The organism is Burkholderia sp. ZZQ-2, assembly GCF_050768715.1.
Classification (GTDB): domain Bacteria; phylum Pseudomonadota; class Gammaproteobacteria; order Burkholderiales; family Burkholderiaceae; genus Burkholderia; species Burkholderia cepacia.
Map to the genome: position 1 here is coordinate 44,459 of NZ_LDVA01000317.1, position 15,959 is coordinate 60,417.

The window sequence follows — 15,959 nt, forward strand, 5'->3', positions numbered from 1 at the left end:
GCGACCGATCGGATGCAGACGAATGCGACGAGATGCGTGATCTCGTCTAGAGAGAAGGCAGCGGGCGGCACGCCGCCGCGCTTTACGTTTGCGGGTCGAGCGCGATGCGCGCGTCAAGTGGTGTGCATCGCGCCGGTGGCGAGCACCGGCCCGGTGGGTTGGCCGCTCGGCGAGCCGCCGTGAGGCTCGAGCGATACGGCGAGCACCGCGCGTGCATCGAGTCGCGCGACGATCGCTTGCGGCAGCGTCATCGACGCCGGTGCGTTCGACGCGAATACGCCGAGCGAGATCGGCTTCGCATTCGGCGGAATCAGCCAGAGCTCCGTCGAGCGGTCCGCGGCGACAGGTGGCGTGTTCGCGGGCACCACGACCATCCGGGCACGCCGCAAGTCGACCGTGGCGGTCCACCGTGCGACGCCATCCGCTTGTGCCAGCGTGGCCGCCATGTAGTGGCTGTCTTCGGCAGCGGGGCGCGGCGGCGCTTCGCCCACCCGGATCACGTTGACCGTGAGCAGCCCGAGCGCCGCCACGCTCGCGCCCATGCCGACCCAGCGCCACAGTTTCAGGTTGTTCCACCATCCGTCGGATGGCGCAGCGCTGCGCGGGCGCGGCGGCGGGATGAAGCCCAGTTGGTGCTGGATCCTCGTCCAGGTTCTCGCGGGCGGGTCGACGGGCGTGACGTCGTCCGCGAGCGGGGCGAGGTGGCGCTGCCAGCGCTCGAGCGTGGCTTGCAACGCCGGGTCGCGCGCGGCGGACTGCTCCAGCTCGCGGCGCGCGTCTGCGTCGAGCACGCCGAGGGCGTATTCGGCGCAGCGCAATTCGGGATCGTGATCGGCCGGCGTATTCATTGCTCCAGACACACCTTCAGCTGCATCAGGCTGCGCCGGATCCAGCTCTTCATGGTTCCGAGCGGCACACGCAGTCGCGCTGCCAGCTCACTGTAGGTCGCGCCGCTGAAGAAGGCCTCGCGCACCGCGCGGCCCTGCTGCGGATCGAGTTGCGCGAGGCATCGCTCGAGGCGCAGGCGCTCCTGCGAGGCCTCCGCCAGCGTGGCGGGCGTCGGATCTTCGGCGGGAAGCTCCAGCGCCTGTTCGTCGTCGAGTTGCGCGTCGCGATGCTGCCGCAAGCGGTCGATCGTCTTGTTGCGCGCCAGCGTGATCAGCCACGTCATCGCGCCGCCGCGCGCCGGGTCGAATGCGTCGATGCGTCGCCATGCGGTCGTGTAGACCTCCTGGAGGAGATCCTCGGCTTCCCCGTGATCGTGAAGCATGCGCACGATTGTCCCGAACACCCGCGACGCGGTCAGCCGGTACAACTCCGCGAAAGCCGCCTGGTCGCCTGTTGCTGCCTGAAGCATCACCCGGTTCAGATGTTCGCGGCGCGCGACATCCGCATCGGCATCGCGCGAAGGGGCAGACTGATCGAAGCCGCTGGCACCGCCTGGCGTGTCGCTCATGCGAAGGGGATGGCGCGGACCGCCATGATGTGAATATCGAGCGAAATATAGCACTCTCGGATGCATGTGATCGACCGATCGGTGGCGCGCCCGCTGCACGTTGTGCAGCGCAACGCCCGCTGTGATCTCTTCAACCAGATACGAGCGACGCGTCCGCGCGGATGCAGGCAGCCGCAACGTGCGGCGAATGCGGCCGACTACCGTCGGTTGCGTGCACAATGACCGGGTTTCGTGTCTGGAGAGTCATTCAATGAAGCGAAGTATCGTTGGCCGACCGGTGTGGGCGGCGGGAGTGATCGTGGCGGGCGCCGCCCTGGTGCTGGCGGGATGTGCAGGCCTCGCCGGCGGGCCCAGCGGGAATGCACACGTTCCGCAACCCGCGAAATCCGTCGATCTCGATCGCTACGTCGGCAGATGGTACGAGTTCGCGCGGTATGAAAACCGCTTCGAGCGCGGATGCGACGGCGTGACGGCCGACTATGCGAAGCGGGAAGACGGTCTCGTCGGTGTGCGCAATACCTGCCACGAAGGCGGGCCGGACGGCCACGCGCGAAGCTCCGACGGGCGCGCAAAGATCGTGGCCGACAGCGGCGGCGCAAAGCTGAAAGTGTCGTTCTTCGGGCCGTTCTTCTTCGGCGATTACTGGGTGCTCGATCGCGCCGACGACTACTCATGGTCGATCGTCGGTGAACCGTCGGGTCGGTTCCTGTGGATCCTGACGCGCGATGCGAAGCCCTCCGCTGAACAGGCCGCGGCGCTTGTCGAACGGGTTCGGACGCTCGGTTACGACACGACGATGTTGCGGCGCACTGCGCATTAGGGCGACCGCACACAACACGCGTGCACGGCGCCATCGGGCCGGGAACAACGCCGAGCTCCGCGTATGCCCGCAGCCGTGGCCGATGGCGACGGCGAAAGGCGGGATATCGCCGATGGAGTACACGTGATGGTGTCGATACCCGTCAACGTGGGAGGCGTCTGCATTGACGCCGTTAGACTCGCGCGTGGGGTGGGGCGATACAAACCGGCGTGCGCGCTCCCGCTCTCGCTCCGAGAGGCGGATCGTTGTGCACGCCCGATGCCAGGCATCGGGCGCGAACAGTCGGTGGACTAGATCTGAGCGCGGTCGCGCGAGTTCACGGCGACCACCGTGGGCGATTCGGCCAGCGGGAGGAAACGTCGGGTGGTGCCGTCCAGCGCATCGATGCCGCCCGTCTCGATGTCGTAGACCCAGCCGTGCAGGTTTAGGCGTCCTCGCTCCAGTGCAAGCGCGACTGAAGGGTGGGTGCGCAGGTTCGCCAGTTGCGCGATGACGTTTTCGCGCACGAGCCCGTCGAGTTTTGCGCGCGGCGTGTCGTATTCGTGCGCGGCGTTGATGACTCGCGCGGAATCGGCATGACGCAGCCAGTTCGCGACGGCCGGCAGATGGTCGAGGCAGGTGCAGCGCGAAATCGCGCCCATCGCGCCGCAATCGGAGTGGCCGCAGATCACGATATCCCGAACGCCGAGAACGGCGACCGCGTATTCCACGGTGGCCGACACCCCGCCGGGTTCCGGGCCGTAGGACGGCACGATATTGCCCGCATTGCGGATCACGAACAGTTCGCCCGGCTCACGCTGAGTGAGCAGTTCAGGTACGACACGGCTGTCGGAGCACGTGACGAATAGCGCCTTGGGGTTCTGTGACGTGGCGAGTTGCTTGAAAAGCGCCTCACGTTGCGGGTAGATGTCGCGTTGAAAACGCAAAAAGCCATCGATGATGTCTCGCATGCTCGCTCCAAAACTTCAGACGTATGATCAGCGCAGTTGCAAGCAGGTGCGCCTGCGCGGCGAGCATGATAATAGAGACATCAGGCGGGCGGGATGGCGTGCGGGGTCGCCTGGTATCCGACCCAGGAGAACGAATATTCGATCAATTTGACATAATTAACATTATCACATATATGGGGTCGGAGTCATAATTAATGCTCCAGACCTTGCGCTCATTTCGGTTTCCGGCTGCACCGAAATAATATGCCTCCAGTCACAACAACCTTTCGCGGCCGGGATTTGTGCAGTAGCGCGCTGCACAATTACCGTGGTGACACGACAAGACTGACGACAGCCCGTACCTGCCTTGGTATGCGGATTCGAGCACGGATGGCCGCGCAGCGTGTTGACCATAACACCCGCCCAGACGTGCGCCAGCAACGTCGTGACGAATTTTCGCCAGCCGCGACTGTCTTCGTATTCGGCTCTGGCCCACGAAAGTGTCACGGCCCCAGTTCAGGCCGGCGGGCGATCCGTTTATCAGCGACTGAGCTGCTATTGAATTGATGCTATAATTGATGCGAAAATGCATCGAAGGAGGCATCATGCGTACCACCGTCACCGTCGACGACACTCTCTATGCGCGCGCACTCGAACTCGCCGAACCGGGCATGCCGCCGGCCGACCTGTTCCGGGCGGCACTTGAAACCTTCGTGCGTGTTCAGGCCGGTCAACGCCTAGCCGCCCTGGGCGGTCGCGCGCCCGACATGGCAGATGTCCCGCGCCGCGCCGCTGAGGCAACCGCCCGATGAGTGTCTTGGTCGACACGTCCGTGTGGGTCGAGCATTTCCGGCGGCCACTCCCGGCACTTATCCAACTTCTGCGCGTCGATAGCATCCTTACACATCCGCTGGTGATACTTGAGCTCACGTGCGGGACACCACCCGAACCGCGGGCACGAACGCTGGGAGATCTCGCGTTATTGCGCCAAACGCGCCTCGCGACGCCAGGCGAAGTAGCGGACTGGATCGAGCGGGAACGGCTGTATGGGCGCGGATGCGGTGCCGTGGATTGCACGCTGCTTGCATCGGTGCTGTTGACCCCGAGCACCCGGCTCTGGACGCGTGATCGGCGGCTCGCGCAACTGGCAGAGCGATTCGGGGCCCAATACGTACCGCCTGACCTGCATTGAGCGTAAGCGTGGCACCGACACCGTATTGCTTTAGCATGGCGGCTTGGAACAAGCCAGCGAGAACGCAAACGCTTTTCTGGTTCCTGCATCCGGTAGCGATCCCGATGCCGCTGCCAAGCGTTGGTTACAGAAGCACTGGCAGGTCATTTTCGAACGCATGCTCGAGGACTGGTATGTCGACGAGCGTCTATGGCCGCAAGGTCGTACGCTCAAGCTATTCAAGGAGTGGTGCGAGATCCGCATGCACTCGATTGTCCTGGATTGCGCCGAAGCGCCGATCTCGTACGAGGACTAAGCCAGATCCTGTGCCAGATGCCAGGGCAGCAGGTCATCAATCCGGTTGATCGGATGATCCGCAATGCGCGCCAGCACATGGCGCAGATATGCTTCCGGATCGACGTCATTGAGCTTGGCGGTGACAATCAGGCTGTAGATAGCGGCAGCGCGCTCGCCACCTGAGTCTGCCCCCGCGAACAAGTAGTTGCGCCGTCCGATAGGGGGTAACCTTGATCTCCGTGCAATTTTCCGGTTAGAGCGATCTGGACTGCATGCGGGGTTACGCCCCGCCGCCTCTAAGTATTTTTTTAAAATCAAATGGTTGCTGTCTGTTTTTCAAGCCAGCGGGCTACAGACATACCATCCAACCAACGAGTAACAAGAAATGAAGGCACGGAAAAGGGCGCGTGGGTCGCCCGCAAGGTGATGCACCGTCATCGCAACGCTTGTCGGCTCGGTTGCCGACGCGAACGAGGCGAATTTCGTAGCAACAGTCGCCTGGCGCGTCGACGGCATCGTCTCGGTGACGAACCAGTTGCAATTCGACGATCAGCCTTTGTGAGGTGAACGCGGCCACTATCTTCTTGCAACGATATGTTCATGGCGGTCATCAATCGATGCTATGTGAGGATCCACGGCCGACCTCGAATGAGAGGGGGACTCGCCCCCGCCACGACCAACCCCGCGTTGTAACGTGATGAAGCAATTTCCGCCTCCTGCCTTCGGTGAAGTATTCGCAACAGTCTCATCATCAAATCGTGTGGGGTACCCCCCGCTCTAGCAATGTTCGGGCGATCTGCGCAAGGCGTCGCGGGGGAGTGAATACGAGCTAGCGATCACGCTGCTGTCTTGAGCGCAGGCGCCGGTGCGGCGCCCGCCGCGTCATACCCGGCAATCGCAAGCGCGAGCACGGGATTCAGGCTGTCAACCATCGCACTGGGGATCAGGATCGTCGCGCCGCGTTCCTTCGTCGTTTCGTAGATGATGTTCATCGCTCGCAACTGAAGCGCACCTGGATGATTTTCGTAGACCTGCGCCGCTTCGACGAACTTGGTCGCGATCTCGGCCTCCGCCGAGCCGAGGATCACCCGTGCCTGCTTTTCGCGCTCGGCTTGCGCCTGGCGCGACATCGAATCCTGCAGCGCGACTGGGATCGCAACATCGCGGGTCTCGACCGAGCGGACGGTCACGCCCCAATCCACGGTCTTTCTGCCGATCTCGTCGCGCAGGTGCATGTCGGCCGCCTTGCGATCCGACAACAAGGCAGCCAGCATCGATGCCCCGATCATTTCCCGCAGCGAGGTTTGCGCAACGCGGTCGATTGCTTGCCGGTAGTCGGTGATGGCGAGCGCGGCTTTCTGCGCGTCATGGACGTGCCAGAAAATCACGGCGTCGACGTTGACGGGCACGGTGTCCTTGGTCAGCGCTTGTTCGGCGTTGAAGGCGGTGGTTTGAATGCGTTCGTCGATGATCGCGACAACATTGTCCAGGATTGGAATGATCATGAAAAAACCGGCACCCTTGACGCTTTGCAGCTTGCCAATCCGCAGGATCACGAACTTCTCCCAGACGTTGGCGACCCGCACGGACAGTGCGATCAGGACCGCGACGATGAAAAGGGGGGCCGCAAGATACAGGTGGCCCCACGCGCCGATGGCGAATGCCGCGAGGACGAACGCGGCAGATAACACGAGTGTGATGGGATTCATGGTGACGCTCCGTTTCGGTGACGACAACCTGGCGCATGAGCGATGAGGCGCACTGCATCTCGGGTCGTCTTGGGCGTTCTGGCAACAAGGGCAGAAGCCCTGATGCGAGCGTGCGCCCTAACGCCATGCCGATCGGTACGGTGCCGTACCTCGATCGCGCGCGCTGCGCTTGCGTGACCGGATAGCGAAATATCGGGTGATCCGGTGTGTGAATGACGTGCAGCGCACCACGAGACGCTTCCCGGAGACTGTTCTTCAGCGTACCGACTCGACGAGCCTGCGCGATGCACGATGACGTTCGTCACGTTCTTCAGCGGGGAGCGGTTCATGAAATATCCGATCTACATCACGCAGCATGGGCAGCCCCGCTATCGCGGCGCGCTTCCGGATTTCCCCGAGGTCGGCGTGGAGGGCGACTCGTATGGCGAGCTGCAAGCGGCCGCCGAGCAACGGGTCATGGCCCGCTACGACCGCTCCGCGCGTCTCGTTCCGCCACCGACCACGGACATGTCGGTATTGCAGGCGTCGGAAGTCGATGCCGAGGACGGGATCTGGCGGTTCATCGATCTGGACCTGAGCCGGATGACGTCGAGTTCGGTGCGCATCGAGCTGTGCTTGCCGAAGCGCATCGTGCACGACATCGATCGGACGGCGAACGCGCTGCATACGACTCGCGATGCCTTCGTGTCGCTGGCGTGCGAGAACGCAGCCGTCCAATCCACGCAGCACGGGGCGTTGCGGTGCGAACCCGTCGCGAAATCGCTGTCGGAAGCGGCCTGACGGCCCGGGCGTGCCGGGCATGAAGCCGCTGCGGATGGTGCGGCGATGGGGGAGGAAGCGCCTTGAAGATTCACGTTGCGCGAGTGTCGCGACGCCGGACATCGCCATGGAGCAATGCCCGGCCGATTCGCGAGGAGTTCTTCGGCGAGGAGCGACTGGCGCAGCATGCGGGCAGCCTGGCTCGCGCGCAGAAGGTGCTGCCCGGTGTGGCAGCGGGCCCGTCGCTCGCCACGCGGCTGAAGGACAACGCGGATCATCTGCTGAAGGCCTACCGGAACACGGCGGCCGCAGACGCACGCGGCGAAGAAATCACGCCTGCGGCAGAGTGGTTGCTCGACAACTACTATCTTGTCGCGGAACAGGTGCGGCAGATCCGGGATGATCTCTCCCCGCGTTATTACCGGCAACTGCCCAAACTCGGCAACGGCCCGTTCGCCGGTTATCCGCGCGTGTTCGAGATCAACTGGGCCTTCGTCGCCCACACCGACAGCCGTTTCGATCCCGATGCGCTATGTCGTTTCATGCTTGCCTATCAGGCCGTGGAACCGTTGACGATCGGCGAACTGTGGGCGGTGGCGATCACGCTGCGGATCGTGCTGATCGAGAACCTGCGACGGCTCGCGGATCAGATCATCGACGACCGGCGCGCGAGACTCGACGCCGACGCGCTCGCGGATCGCCTGCTCGGCGAGGGCGGCCAGGCGCGGGTCGCGGCGGAGCCGCTCGTCGCCAATTACGAGCAGGCCGTATTGCACGATGCGTTCGCGGTGCAGCTGATTCAGCGGCTGCACGATCCCAATCCGGCCGTCGCGCCGGCACTGGCGTGGCTGCATCGGCACCTGGCGGCGCGCGGCGCGACGCCGGACCAAATTGTCGCGTCCGTCAACCATCAGCAGGGCGCCGCCAGCCTGACCGTGCGCAACGTGATCACCAGCATGCGGCTGATTTCGGAGGTGGACTGGACCGATCTGTTCGAGCGCGTCAGCCTGGTCGATCAGGTACTGCGCAGCCACCCAGGCTTCGCGGAGATGGATTTCCCCACGCGCAACCTGTATCGCGACGCGGTTGAAGCGCTGGCCCGCGGCGCACCCGTCAGCGAGCTCGAGATTGCCCGCCGCGTCGTCGCCGATGCGGCGGCGCAGGGTGCAGGCTGCGGGCCGGCCGCCGAGACGGATCCAGGTTACTACCTGCTGGCGAACGGCCGCGCCGCGCTCGAAGCGGAGATCGGCTATCGGCCGCCCGTCGCGTTGTGGCTGCGGCGCCTGACACGCCACGCCGGTCTCGGCGGTTATCTCGGCCGGATCGGGCTGATCGTCGCGCTGCTGCTGGCGGGCATGCTGGCGTGGCTCACGCGTGTCGAACCGCCCGGTCACTGGCTGATCTGGCTCGGCGTCGCCGGCCTGCTACCCGCGCTGGATGCCGCGGTCGCGCTCGTCAATCGCGGCGTGATGCGCGATGTCGGCGCGAAGATCCTGCCCGGCCTCGCATTGCTCGACGGCATTCCGCCGGACCTGCGCACGATGGTCGCCGTGCCGGTGCTGCTGACAACGGAAGCTGTGCTCGGCGAGCAGATCGAGCAACTGGAAATTCATCATCTGGCGAGCCCCAACGGCGCGCTTTACTTCGCTTTGCTCTCCGACTGGATGGACGCGTCCACGCCGCACGCCGACAGCGACGACAGGTTGCTGGCATCCGCGACGGAGGGCATCGACCGGTTGAATCGCCTTTATCCGGCTGCGCCGGGCGAAGGCGAGCGCTTCCTGCTGCTGCACCGCAAGCGCGTATGGAACGACGGCGAACGGTGCTGGATGGGCTGGGAGCGCAAGCGCGGCAAGCTGCACGAGCTGAATCGATTGCTGCGCGGCGCATCGGACACGACGTTCATCGCGGCGGCCGGCCGGACGCCGCACGTGCCGCCGGACGTGCGCTACGTGATCACGCTCGATGCCGATACGCGGTTGCTGCGCGATACCGTGCGCCGCCTGGTCGGCAAGATGGCGCATCCGCTCAACCGGCCGGTATTCGATTCGGCGAGCCGGCGCATCGTCGGCGGCTACGGCGTCCTTCAGCCGCGCGTCACGTCCTCGCTCGCGAGCGGCGACGAGGGTTCGCTGTTCCAGCGCGTGTCGTCGAGCGCGCACGGCATCGATCCTTACGTGTCAGCCGTATCGGATGTCTATCAGGATCTGTTCGACGAAGGATCCTATGCGGGCAAGGGCATCTACGACGTCGACGCGTTCGAGGCGGTGCTCGCCGGTCGCGTGCCGGAGAACGCGGTGCTCAGTCACGATCTGTTCGAAGGTATTTTCGCGCGGGCCGGACTGGCGTCGGATATCGAGGTTGTCGAAGCGTCGCCGTCCCGCTACGACGTCGCCGCGAGCCGCCTGCACCGATGGGCGCGCGGCGACTGGCAGCTCCTGCCCTGGTTGCTGTTCGGCCACGAACCGTTGACGGCGGTCGGCCGCTGGAAGATGCTGGACAACCTGCGCCGCACACTCACGGCGCCCGCCATGCTGGTCGCGCTACTGGCCGGATGGATGCTGCCGCTCCCCGTATCGCTCGCCTGGAGCGCCTTCGTGCTGGTGACGATCGCGCTGCCGTTCCTGTTGCCTGTATTGAGCGGGCTGGTGCCGCGCTGGCGGCGCACGCACGTGAAGATGACCACGCGCAGCGTGCTCCATGCATGGTCGATGGAGTTGCGGTTCGCGTTGACGCGGTTCGGCCTGTCGATCGTCATGTTGCCGCAGCAGGCGTGGTCGATGGGCGACGCGATCGCGCGTACGCTGTTTCGTGTGGCGATCAGCCGTCGCCATCTGCTCGAATGGACCACGGCGGCCGCAGCGGGTGCGCGCGACCGGCGGACCCTCGCGCCCACCTATCTGCAAATGCGCGGCGGTGTGACGCTCGCGCTGCTTGTCGCGGCTGCCAGTCTGATGGCGGGCTGGCGCCTCGATCGTCATACGGGCTGGCTGGCCGTGCCGTTCGTACTCGTCTGGCTTGCCGCGCCGGCGATCGCGTATTGGCTGAGCCGCGCACCACGGTCGGCGGGCGAGCTGCCGGTGGCCCCGCACGATGCGCGTCAACTGCGGCGCGACGCGCGCCGGACCTGGCGTTATTTCGAGACGTTCGTGACGGCGGACGATCAGATGCTGCCGCTGGACAATTTCCAGGAGGACCCGAAGCCCGTCGTCGCGCACCGGACTTCGCCCACCAACATCGGGCTATACCTGCTGTCTGCCGTCAGCGCCCGCGAGTTTGGCTGGCTCGGTACGCTGGACGCGGTATCGCGGCTGGAGGCGACCGTCGCGACGATGCGACTGATGTCACGCTATCGCGGCCACTTTTATAACTGGTACGACACGCGCGACCTGCGGCCCCTCGAGCCGAAGTACGTGTCGTCGGTCGACAGCGGCAATCTTGCCGGCCACCTGATCGCCCTCGGCAACGGTTGCCGGGCCTGGGCGAATCAGCCCGCCGGTGTGGGGTGGCAGGCCGCGTACGAAGGGATCGGTGACACGCTCGCGCTGTTGCGCAAGGCCGTGTGCCGCGATGGCGATGCCCGGACGACCTTGCACGGCGAATTCGAGCAGGCCGCGACCGAGCTGGATGAGACGCTCGCCGCGCCGGCCCGGGAAGTCGGCGCCCCGGACGGCCCCGCAGCGCCGGAATGGTCCGAGATCACGATCCTCACCGCGACGGTCGCCGATGTCGCGCGCGCGCTGACGGACGAGGTCGGCGGGGTGCGGCGCGGCGACGTCGACGACGTGCTGTTTTGGGCGCAGGCGCTGGAGCACGCGGTGCAAGGGCATTGCCGCGACGCGACGCGCACGCCGGACGAAGCGGACGTGCTGAACAAGCGCCTGCATACGCTGGCCGATACCGCGTTGCAGATAGCCTATGCGATGGAGTTCGGCTTTCTGCTCGACCCGGTGCGCAATCTGCTGTCGATTGGTTACGCGGTGGGCGACGGGCGGCTCGATCCGGGCAACTACGATCTGCTGGCATCGGAGGCGCGCCTCGCGAGTTTCGTCGCGATCGCGAAGGGTGATGTCCCGGCGCGGCACTGGTTCCGGCTCGGCCGCCTGGCGACGCCGATCGGGCACGGCGCGGCGCTGATCTCGTGGTCGGGATCGATGTTCGAATACCTGATGCCGTCGCTCGTGATGCGCGCGCCGGACAGCAGCCTGCTCGCGCGCACCAATCAGCTGGTGGTGCGTCGCCAGATCGCCTACGGCGACGGGCTGCGCCTGCCGTGGGGCATGTCCGAATCGGCGTACAACACACGCGACATCGAGCTAACCTATCAGTATTCGAGCTTCGGCGTGCCGGAGTTGGGGCTCAAGCGCGATCTCGACCAGAACCTGGTGGTCGCGCCCTATGCGACCGCGCTCGCGGCGATGGTCGCGCCGAACGCCGCCGCGCGCAACTTTGAGCGGTTGCGTGCAGCCGGCGCGTGCGGGCGCTTCGGCTTCTACGAAGCGCTCGACTACACGCCCGCGCGCGTGCCGGAAGGCATGCCAGTTGCGATCGTGCGGGCATTCATGGCGCATCACCAGGGCATGTCGATCGTGTCGATCGCCAATGCACTGCTGGGCGGGCGCATTCGCGCCTTCTTCCATGGCGAGCCGGCCGTGCGCGCCACCGAGTTGCTGTTGCAGGAACGGGTGCCGGGCCGGGTCGCGGCAGGGCGGCCGCGGGTCGACGCCAGACCCGCCGGCAGGATGCATGGCGTCGACGCCGGCGTTGCACGGCGCCTGCTGTCGGCGGACGATCCCGCGCCCGTCACGCATCTGCTGTCCAACGGCCGCTACGCCGTGATGCTCACGGCCGCGGGCTCCGGCTACAGCCGCCGCGACGATCTGGCCGTCACGCGCTGGCGGGAAGACGCGACGCGCGACGATTGGGGTAGCTATCTGTATCTGCGCGACGCCGAGAGCGGCGAGGTCTGGTCGGCCACGTGGCAGCCCACCGGCGTGGTGCCGGACAGCTACGAAGTGACGTTCACCGAAGATCGCGCCGAGTTCGTGCGTCGCGACGGCACCTTGACGACGTCGCTTGAGGTGGTGGTATCCGCCGAGGACGATGCGGAAGTGCGGCGGGTGTCGGTGGCCAATACCGGCTCCCGGCCACGCGTGATCGAATTCACGTCCTACGCGGAAATCGTGCTCGCTCCGCCCGCCGCCGATCACGCCCATCCCGCATTCTCGAAACTGTTCATCGAAACCGAGTACGTGCCGGCGTCTGGCGCGATTCTGGCGACGCGGCGCAAGCGCGCGCCGAACGAGGCGGAAGTTTGGGCCGCGCATCTGGCCGTGACCTCCGGCGAAACCGTCGGCGCGGAAGAATTCGACACCGATCGATTGCGCGTCATCGGACGCGGGCGCAGCGTTCGCCTGCCGCTTGCGCTGACCGAACAGCGTGCGCTGGGCGCTTGCGAAGGCGCGGTACTGGACGCGGCGTTCACGCTGCGGCAGCGGCTGCGCATCGAGCCGGGCGCGAAGGCGAGCATCGTCTATTGGACCATCGTCGCGGATTCGCGCGCGCAGCTGCTCGACCTGATCGACAAGCATCGCGACGGCGAATCGTTCGCGCGGGCGGCGATGCTCGCGTGGACCCAGGCGCAGGTGCAGCTGCGGCATAGCGCGGTGAGCCTCGACGAGGCCGCGTTGTTCCAGCAACTGGCCGGATACATGCTCTACAGCGATGCGTCGATGCGGCCGGGGTCCGCCGCGCTGATACGACATGCGGCAGCGGTGTCCGCGGCGGGCGGCGTGGGCGCGGCGCCGCTATGGACCCATGGCGTATCGGGCGATCTGCCGATCCTGCTGGTGCGGATCGACGACATCGAGCACATCGCGATGGTGCGGCAGCTGATCCGCGCGCACGAGTACTGGCGGATGAAGCGGCTCGAGGTCGATCTGGTCATCATCAACGAGCGCGCGGCGTCGTACGTGCAGGATTTGCAGGCGGCGCTCGAGGGGCTGGTGCGGACCCGGCAGCAGCCGGACGAAGCCGGGCGCGGCAGTATTTTCGTGCTGCGCGAGGATCTGATGGCGGCCGCGGCGCGCGCGCTGTTTCCGGCGGTCGCGCGCGCCGTGCTCGCCGCGCGCAACGGCCGGCTGGTGGACCAGTTGCGGCGCCTCGCGGGTTCACCGCTGCCCACGCGACCGGATCCCGCGCGCGCGCCGCTGCCGCCGCCCACGATTGCGCCGCCGAAGGGCGCGCAGGCCGGCGCCGGTCTCGAGTACTTCAACGGAATCGGCGGTTTCGCGCGTGGCGGCCGCGAATACGTCGTGATCCTGCAGCCCGGTCAATGCACGCCGATGCCGTGGGTCAACGTCGTCGCGAATCCCTCGTGCGGCTTCCTGACGTCGGCGGAGGGGGGCGGCTATACCTGGGTGACGAACAGCCGCGAGCATCCGCTGACGCCGTGGTCGAACGACCCGGTCACCGATCCGCCGAGCGAAGTGTTCTACATCCGCGACGACGAGACCGGCGTGCGCTGGGGGCCGCAAGCGGCCTCGATCGGCGACGACGCGCCGGGCGCGACCGCTTTCGTGGCGAGTCATGGCCAGGGCTACAGCCGGTTTGCGCATTCCGCCGCCGACGTCGCCGTCGAGTTGCTGCAGTTCGTGCCCCTGGCCGATCCTGTCAAGATTTCCCGCCTGACCTTGCGCAACCTGTCCGACCGGACTCGCCGGCTGTCCGTCGCAACCTATGCGGAGTGGGCGCTGGGTTCGTCGCGCAGCGTCGCGGCGCCGCACACCGCGAGCGAGATCGATCAGCCGACCGGAGCGCTGTTTGCCCGCAACGACTGGAGTCAGGTGTATCGCGGCAGGGTGGCGTTCGCCGATTTATGCGGCCTGCAAACCTCGTGGAGCGCGGACCGGCGCGAGTTCATCGGCCGCAATGGCGTCCTGAGCGATCCCGCCGGTTTTCCGGGCAGGGCCGGCGCGTCGCCGTTGTCGGGCCGCGTCGGCGCCGGGCTCGACCCGTGTGCCGCGTTGCAGACCACGGTCGATCTCGAACCCGGCGGCAGCATCGAAATCGTCTTGCTGCTCGGCGAGGGCGCCGACGCGGCAGCGGCGCGACAGTTGATCGCGCATTACCGTCAGGCGGATCTCGACGCGATATTCGCCGCCGTGACGGCGTTCTGGGACGAGACGCTCGGCGCGATCCAGGTCGAGACACCGGACCGCGCGATGGATCTGATGCTGAACCGCTGGCTGCTGTACCAGACGCTGTCTTGCCGGATCTGGGCGCGTGCGGGCTTCTATCAGGCGAGCGGCGCGTACGGCTTTCGCGACCAGTTGCAGGACGGCATGGCGCTCGCCATCGCCCGCCCGGCCCTGGCGCGCGAGCATCTGCTGCGGGCGGCGGCGCGCCAGTTTCCGGAAGGCGACATGCAGCACTGGTGGCTGCCGGAAAGCGGCAGCGGCGTACGCACACGGATCTCCGACGACCGCGTCTGGCTCGCGCATGCGGTTGCGCACTACGTCGACGTCAGCGGCGACCGCGCGATTCTCGATGTATCGATCCCGTTCATCGACGGACGACCGCTGGCCGCCGACGAGCAGGACGCGTTCTTCATCCCGCGCATCTCGGAAACGAGCGCGTCGCTGTTCGAGCATTGCGTGCGCGGACTGGAGGCCAGTCTCGCGCAGGTCGGCGAGCATGGCCTGCCGCTGATCGGCACGGGCGACTGGAACGACGGCATGAACCGGGTCGGCGAAGCCGGGCGGGGTGAAAGTGTCTGGCTCGGGTGGTTTCTGCATGCGACGCTCACGGCGTTCGCCCCGCTCGCGGCGGCGCGCGGCTCGGCCGACCTGGCGGCGCGCTGGTCGACGCGTGCCGCCGCGTTGCGCGATGCGCTTGCCGATGCGGGATGGGACGGCGCATGGTATCGGCGCGGCTACTTCGACGACGGTACGCCGCTCGGCTCGGCCGGCAACGCCGAATGCTCGATCGACGCGATCGCGCAGTCGTGGAGCGTGCTGTCGCGCGCGGCGGACCCGATGCGCGCCGCTCAGGCAATGGACGCGCTGGAAGCGCAGTTGATCCGCCGCGACGATGGCCTGGCCCTGCTGTTCGCACCGCCGTTCGATCGTTCGTCGGTCGATCCCGGTTATATCAAGGGCTATCCGCCGGGCATCCGGGAGAACGGCGGCCAGTACACGCATGCGGCCACGTGGTCGGTGCTCGCGTTCGCGCAAATGGGCGACGGCGATCGCGCCGCGAATCTGTTCGCGCTGCTCAATCCGGTCAATCGCAGCCGCACGCGCAGCGGGGCGAATCGCTATCGGGTCGAGCCGTACGTGGTCGCGGCCGACGTATATTCCGTCGCGCCGCATGTCGGCCGCGGCGGCTGGACGTGGTACACCGGCTCGGCCGGCTGGCTCTATCGCGCGGGCGTCGAAGGCGTGCTCGGTCTGCGCAGGCATGGCGACATGCTGTCCATTCAACCGTGCATCCCGCTGTCCTGGCCGGGCTTTAGGGCCACGCTGCGTCACGGCGCGTCGCACTACGACATCGTCGTCGAGAATCCGGGCGGCGCCAGCGGCGGCGTGTCCCGCCTCGTGGTCGATGGCGTGCGGCTCGCCGCCGGCGAAGCGGCGGTGCGGCTCGTGGACGACGGTCGCCGCCACAGCGTGGTCGTGACGCTGGGGGCGGCGCAAGCGGTGCTTCTGTGACGCGGCAGATCGGCATCCGCGCCGGTACGTTAGCGGACGGACTGCGCGCGATCGACCGGCCATCATGAACCGATGTCCCGAATTTCATCGAGATGTCAGCGCATGGG

General features: G+C 66.4%; 10 protein-coding genes and 1 pseudogene. 6 read left to right on the forward strand and 5 right to left on the reverse strand.

What is annotated here, in order from left to right; all coding sequences use genetic code 11:
• Window positions 1–113: 113 nt before the first annotated feature.
• Window positions 114–848, reverse strand: a complete 735-nt coding sequence (locus tag ABY44_RS28895; RefSeq protein ID WP_059676247.1) for an anti-sigma factor — start codon at window positions 846–848, stop codon at window positions 114–116.
• On the reverse strand, window positions 845–1,456 hold the full coding sequence (locus ABY44_RS28900) for a sigma-70 family RNA polymerase sigma factor (protein WP_034203526.1): 612 nt from the start codon (window positions 1,454–1,456) through the stop codon (window positions 845–847). The genes ABY44_RS28895 and ABY44_RS28900 overlap by 4 nt, the downstream gene beginning before the upstream one ends.
• Window positions 1,457–1,706: 250 nt before the next feature.
• Between ABY44_RS28900 and ABY44_RS28905 the strand changes: the two genes are divergently transcribed.
• Window positions 1,707–2,276, forward strand: a complete 570-nt coding sequence (locus ABY44_RS28905; protein ID WP_212103891.1) for a lipocalin family protein — start codon at window positions 1,707–1,709, stop codon at window positions 2,274–2,276.
• Window positions 2,277–2,566: 290 nt separating this feature from the next.
• On the opposite strand, the gene ABY44_RS28910 is transcribed toward ABY44_RS28905, so the two are convergent.
• Window positions 2,567–3,226 (reverse strand): carbonic anhydrase, encoded by a 660-nt coding sequence (locus ABY44_RS28910; protein ID WP_059676244.1) that lies wholly within the window; start codon window positions 3,224–3,226, stop codon window positions 2,567–2,569.
• A gap of 584 nt (window positions 3,227–3,810) precedes the next feature.
• Between ABY44_RS28910 and ABY44_RS28915 the strand changes: the two genes are divergently transcribed.
• From ABY44_RS28915 to ABY44_RS28925, 3 genes are read left to right on the forward strand one after another with little or no spacing between them, the layout of a single operon-like run.
• Window positions 3,811–4,017, forward strand: coding sequence for a type II toxin-antitoxin system VapB family antitoxin (locus ABY44_RS28915; protein WP_234743363.1), 207 nt, complete (start codon window positions 3,811–3,813; stop codon window positions 4,015–4,017).
• On the forward strand, window positions 4,014–4,397 hold the full coding sequence (locus ABY44_RS28920) for a type II toxin-antitoxin system VapC family toxin (protein WP_234743364.1): 384 nt from the start codon (window positions 4,014–4,016) through the stop codon (window positions 4,395–4,397). Before ABY44_RS28915 ends, ABY44_RS28920 begins: the two co-directional genes overlap by 4 nt.
• A gap of 43 nt (window positions 4,398–4,440) precedes the next feature.
• On the forward strand, window positions 4,441–4,692 hold the full coding sequence (locus ABY44_RS28925; protein WP_234743365.1) for a hypothetical protein: 252 nt from the start codon (window positions 4,441–4,443) through the stop codon (window positions 4,690–4,692).
• Here ABY44_RS28925 and ABY44_RS28930 read toward each other — a convergent pair.
• Window positions 4,689–4,892: pseudogene (locus ABY44_RS28930) on the reverse strand (transposase domain-containing protein); the annotation flags it as partial. The gene ABY44_RS28925 and the pseudogene ABY44_RS28930 overlap by 4 nt on opposite strands.
• A gap of 617 nt (window positions 4,893–5,509) precedes the next feature.
• On the reverse strand, window positions 5,510–6,382 hold the full coding sequence (locus ABY44_RS28935; RefSeq protein ID WP_027792660.1) for a slipin family protein: 873 nt from the start codon (window positions 6,380–6,382) through the stop codon (window positions 5,510–5,512).
• A 327-nt stretch (window positions 6,383–6,709) separates the two neighbouring features.
• Here ABY44_RS28935 and ABY44_RS28940 point away from each other — a divergent pair, with 327 nt between their 5' ends.
• Both ABY44_RS28940 and ABY44_RS28945 read left to right on the forward strand, forming a co-directional pair.
• On the forward strand, window positions 6,710–7,162 hold the full coding sequence (locus tag ABY44_RS28940) for a type II toxin-antitoxin system HicB family antitoxin (RefSeq protein ID WP_234743366.1): 453 nt from the start codon (window positions 6,710–6,712) through the stop codon (window positions 7,160–7,162).
• Between the two features lie 62 nt (window positions 7,163–7,224).
• The gene (locus ABY44_RS28945; protein ID WP_234743367.1) at window positions 7,225–15,852 is read left to right on the forward strand and encodes a GH36-type glycosyl hydrolase domain-containing protein; all 8,628 of its coding nucleotides are present in this window, start codon (window positions 7,225–7,227) and stop codon (window positions 15,850–15,852) included.
• Window positions 15,853–15,959 lie beyond the last annotated feature (107 nt).

Coding starts and splice junctions, on each gene's coding strand:
- ABY44_RS28895 (WP_059676247.1), bottom strand. CDS start 848: ATGAATACGCCGGCCGATCACGATCCCGAATTGCGCTGCGCCGAATAC.
- ABY44_RS28900 (WP_034203526.1), bottom strand. CDS start 1,456: ATGAGCGACACGCCAGGCGGTGCCAGCGGCTTCGATCAGTCTGCCCCT.
- ABY44_RS28905 (WP_212103891.1), top strand. CDS start 1,707: ATGAAGCGAAGTATCGTTGGCCGACCGGTGTGGGCGGCGGGAGTGATC.
- ABY44_RS28910 (WP_059676244.1), bottom strand. CDS start 3,226: ATGCGAGACATCATCGATGGCTTTTTGCGTTTTCAACGCGACATCTAC.
- ABY44_RS28915 (WP_234743363.1), top strand. CDS start 3,811: ATGCGTACCACCGTCACCGTCGACGACACTCTCTATGCGCGCGCACTC.
- ABY44_RS28920 (WP_234743364.1), top strand. CDS start 4,014: ATGAGTGTCTTGGTCGACACGTCCGTGTGGGTCGAGCATTTCCGGCGG.
- ABY44_RS28935 (WP_027792660.1), bottom strand. CDS start 6,382: ATGAATCCCATCACACTCGTGTTATCTGCCGCGTTCGTCCTCGCGGCA.
- ABY44_RS28940 (WP_234743366.1), top strand. CDS start 6,710: ATGAAATATCCGATCTACATCACGCAGCATGGGCAGCCCCGCTATCGC.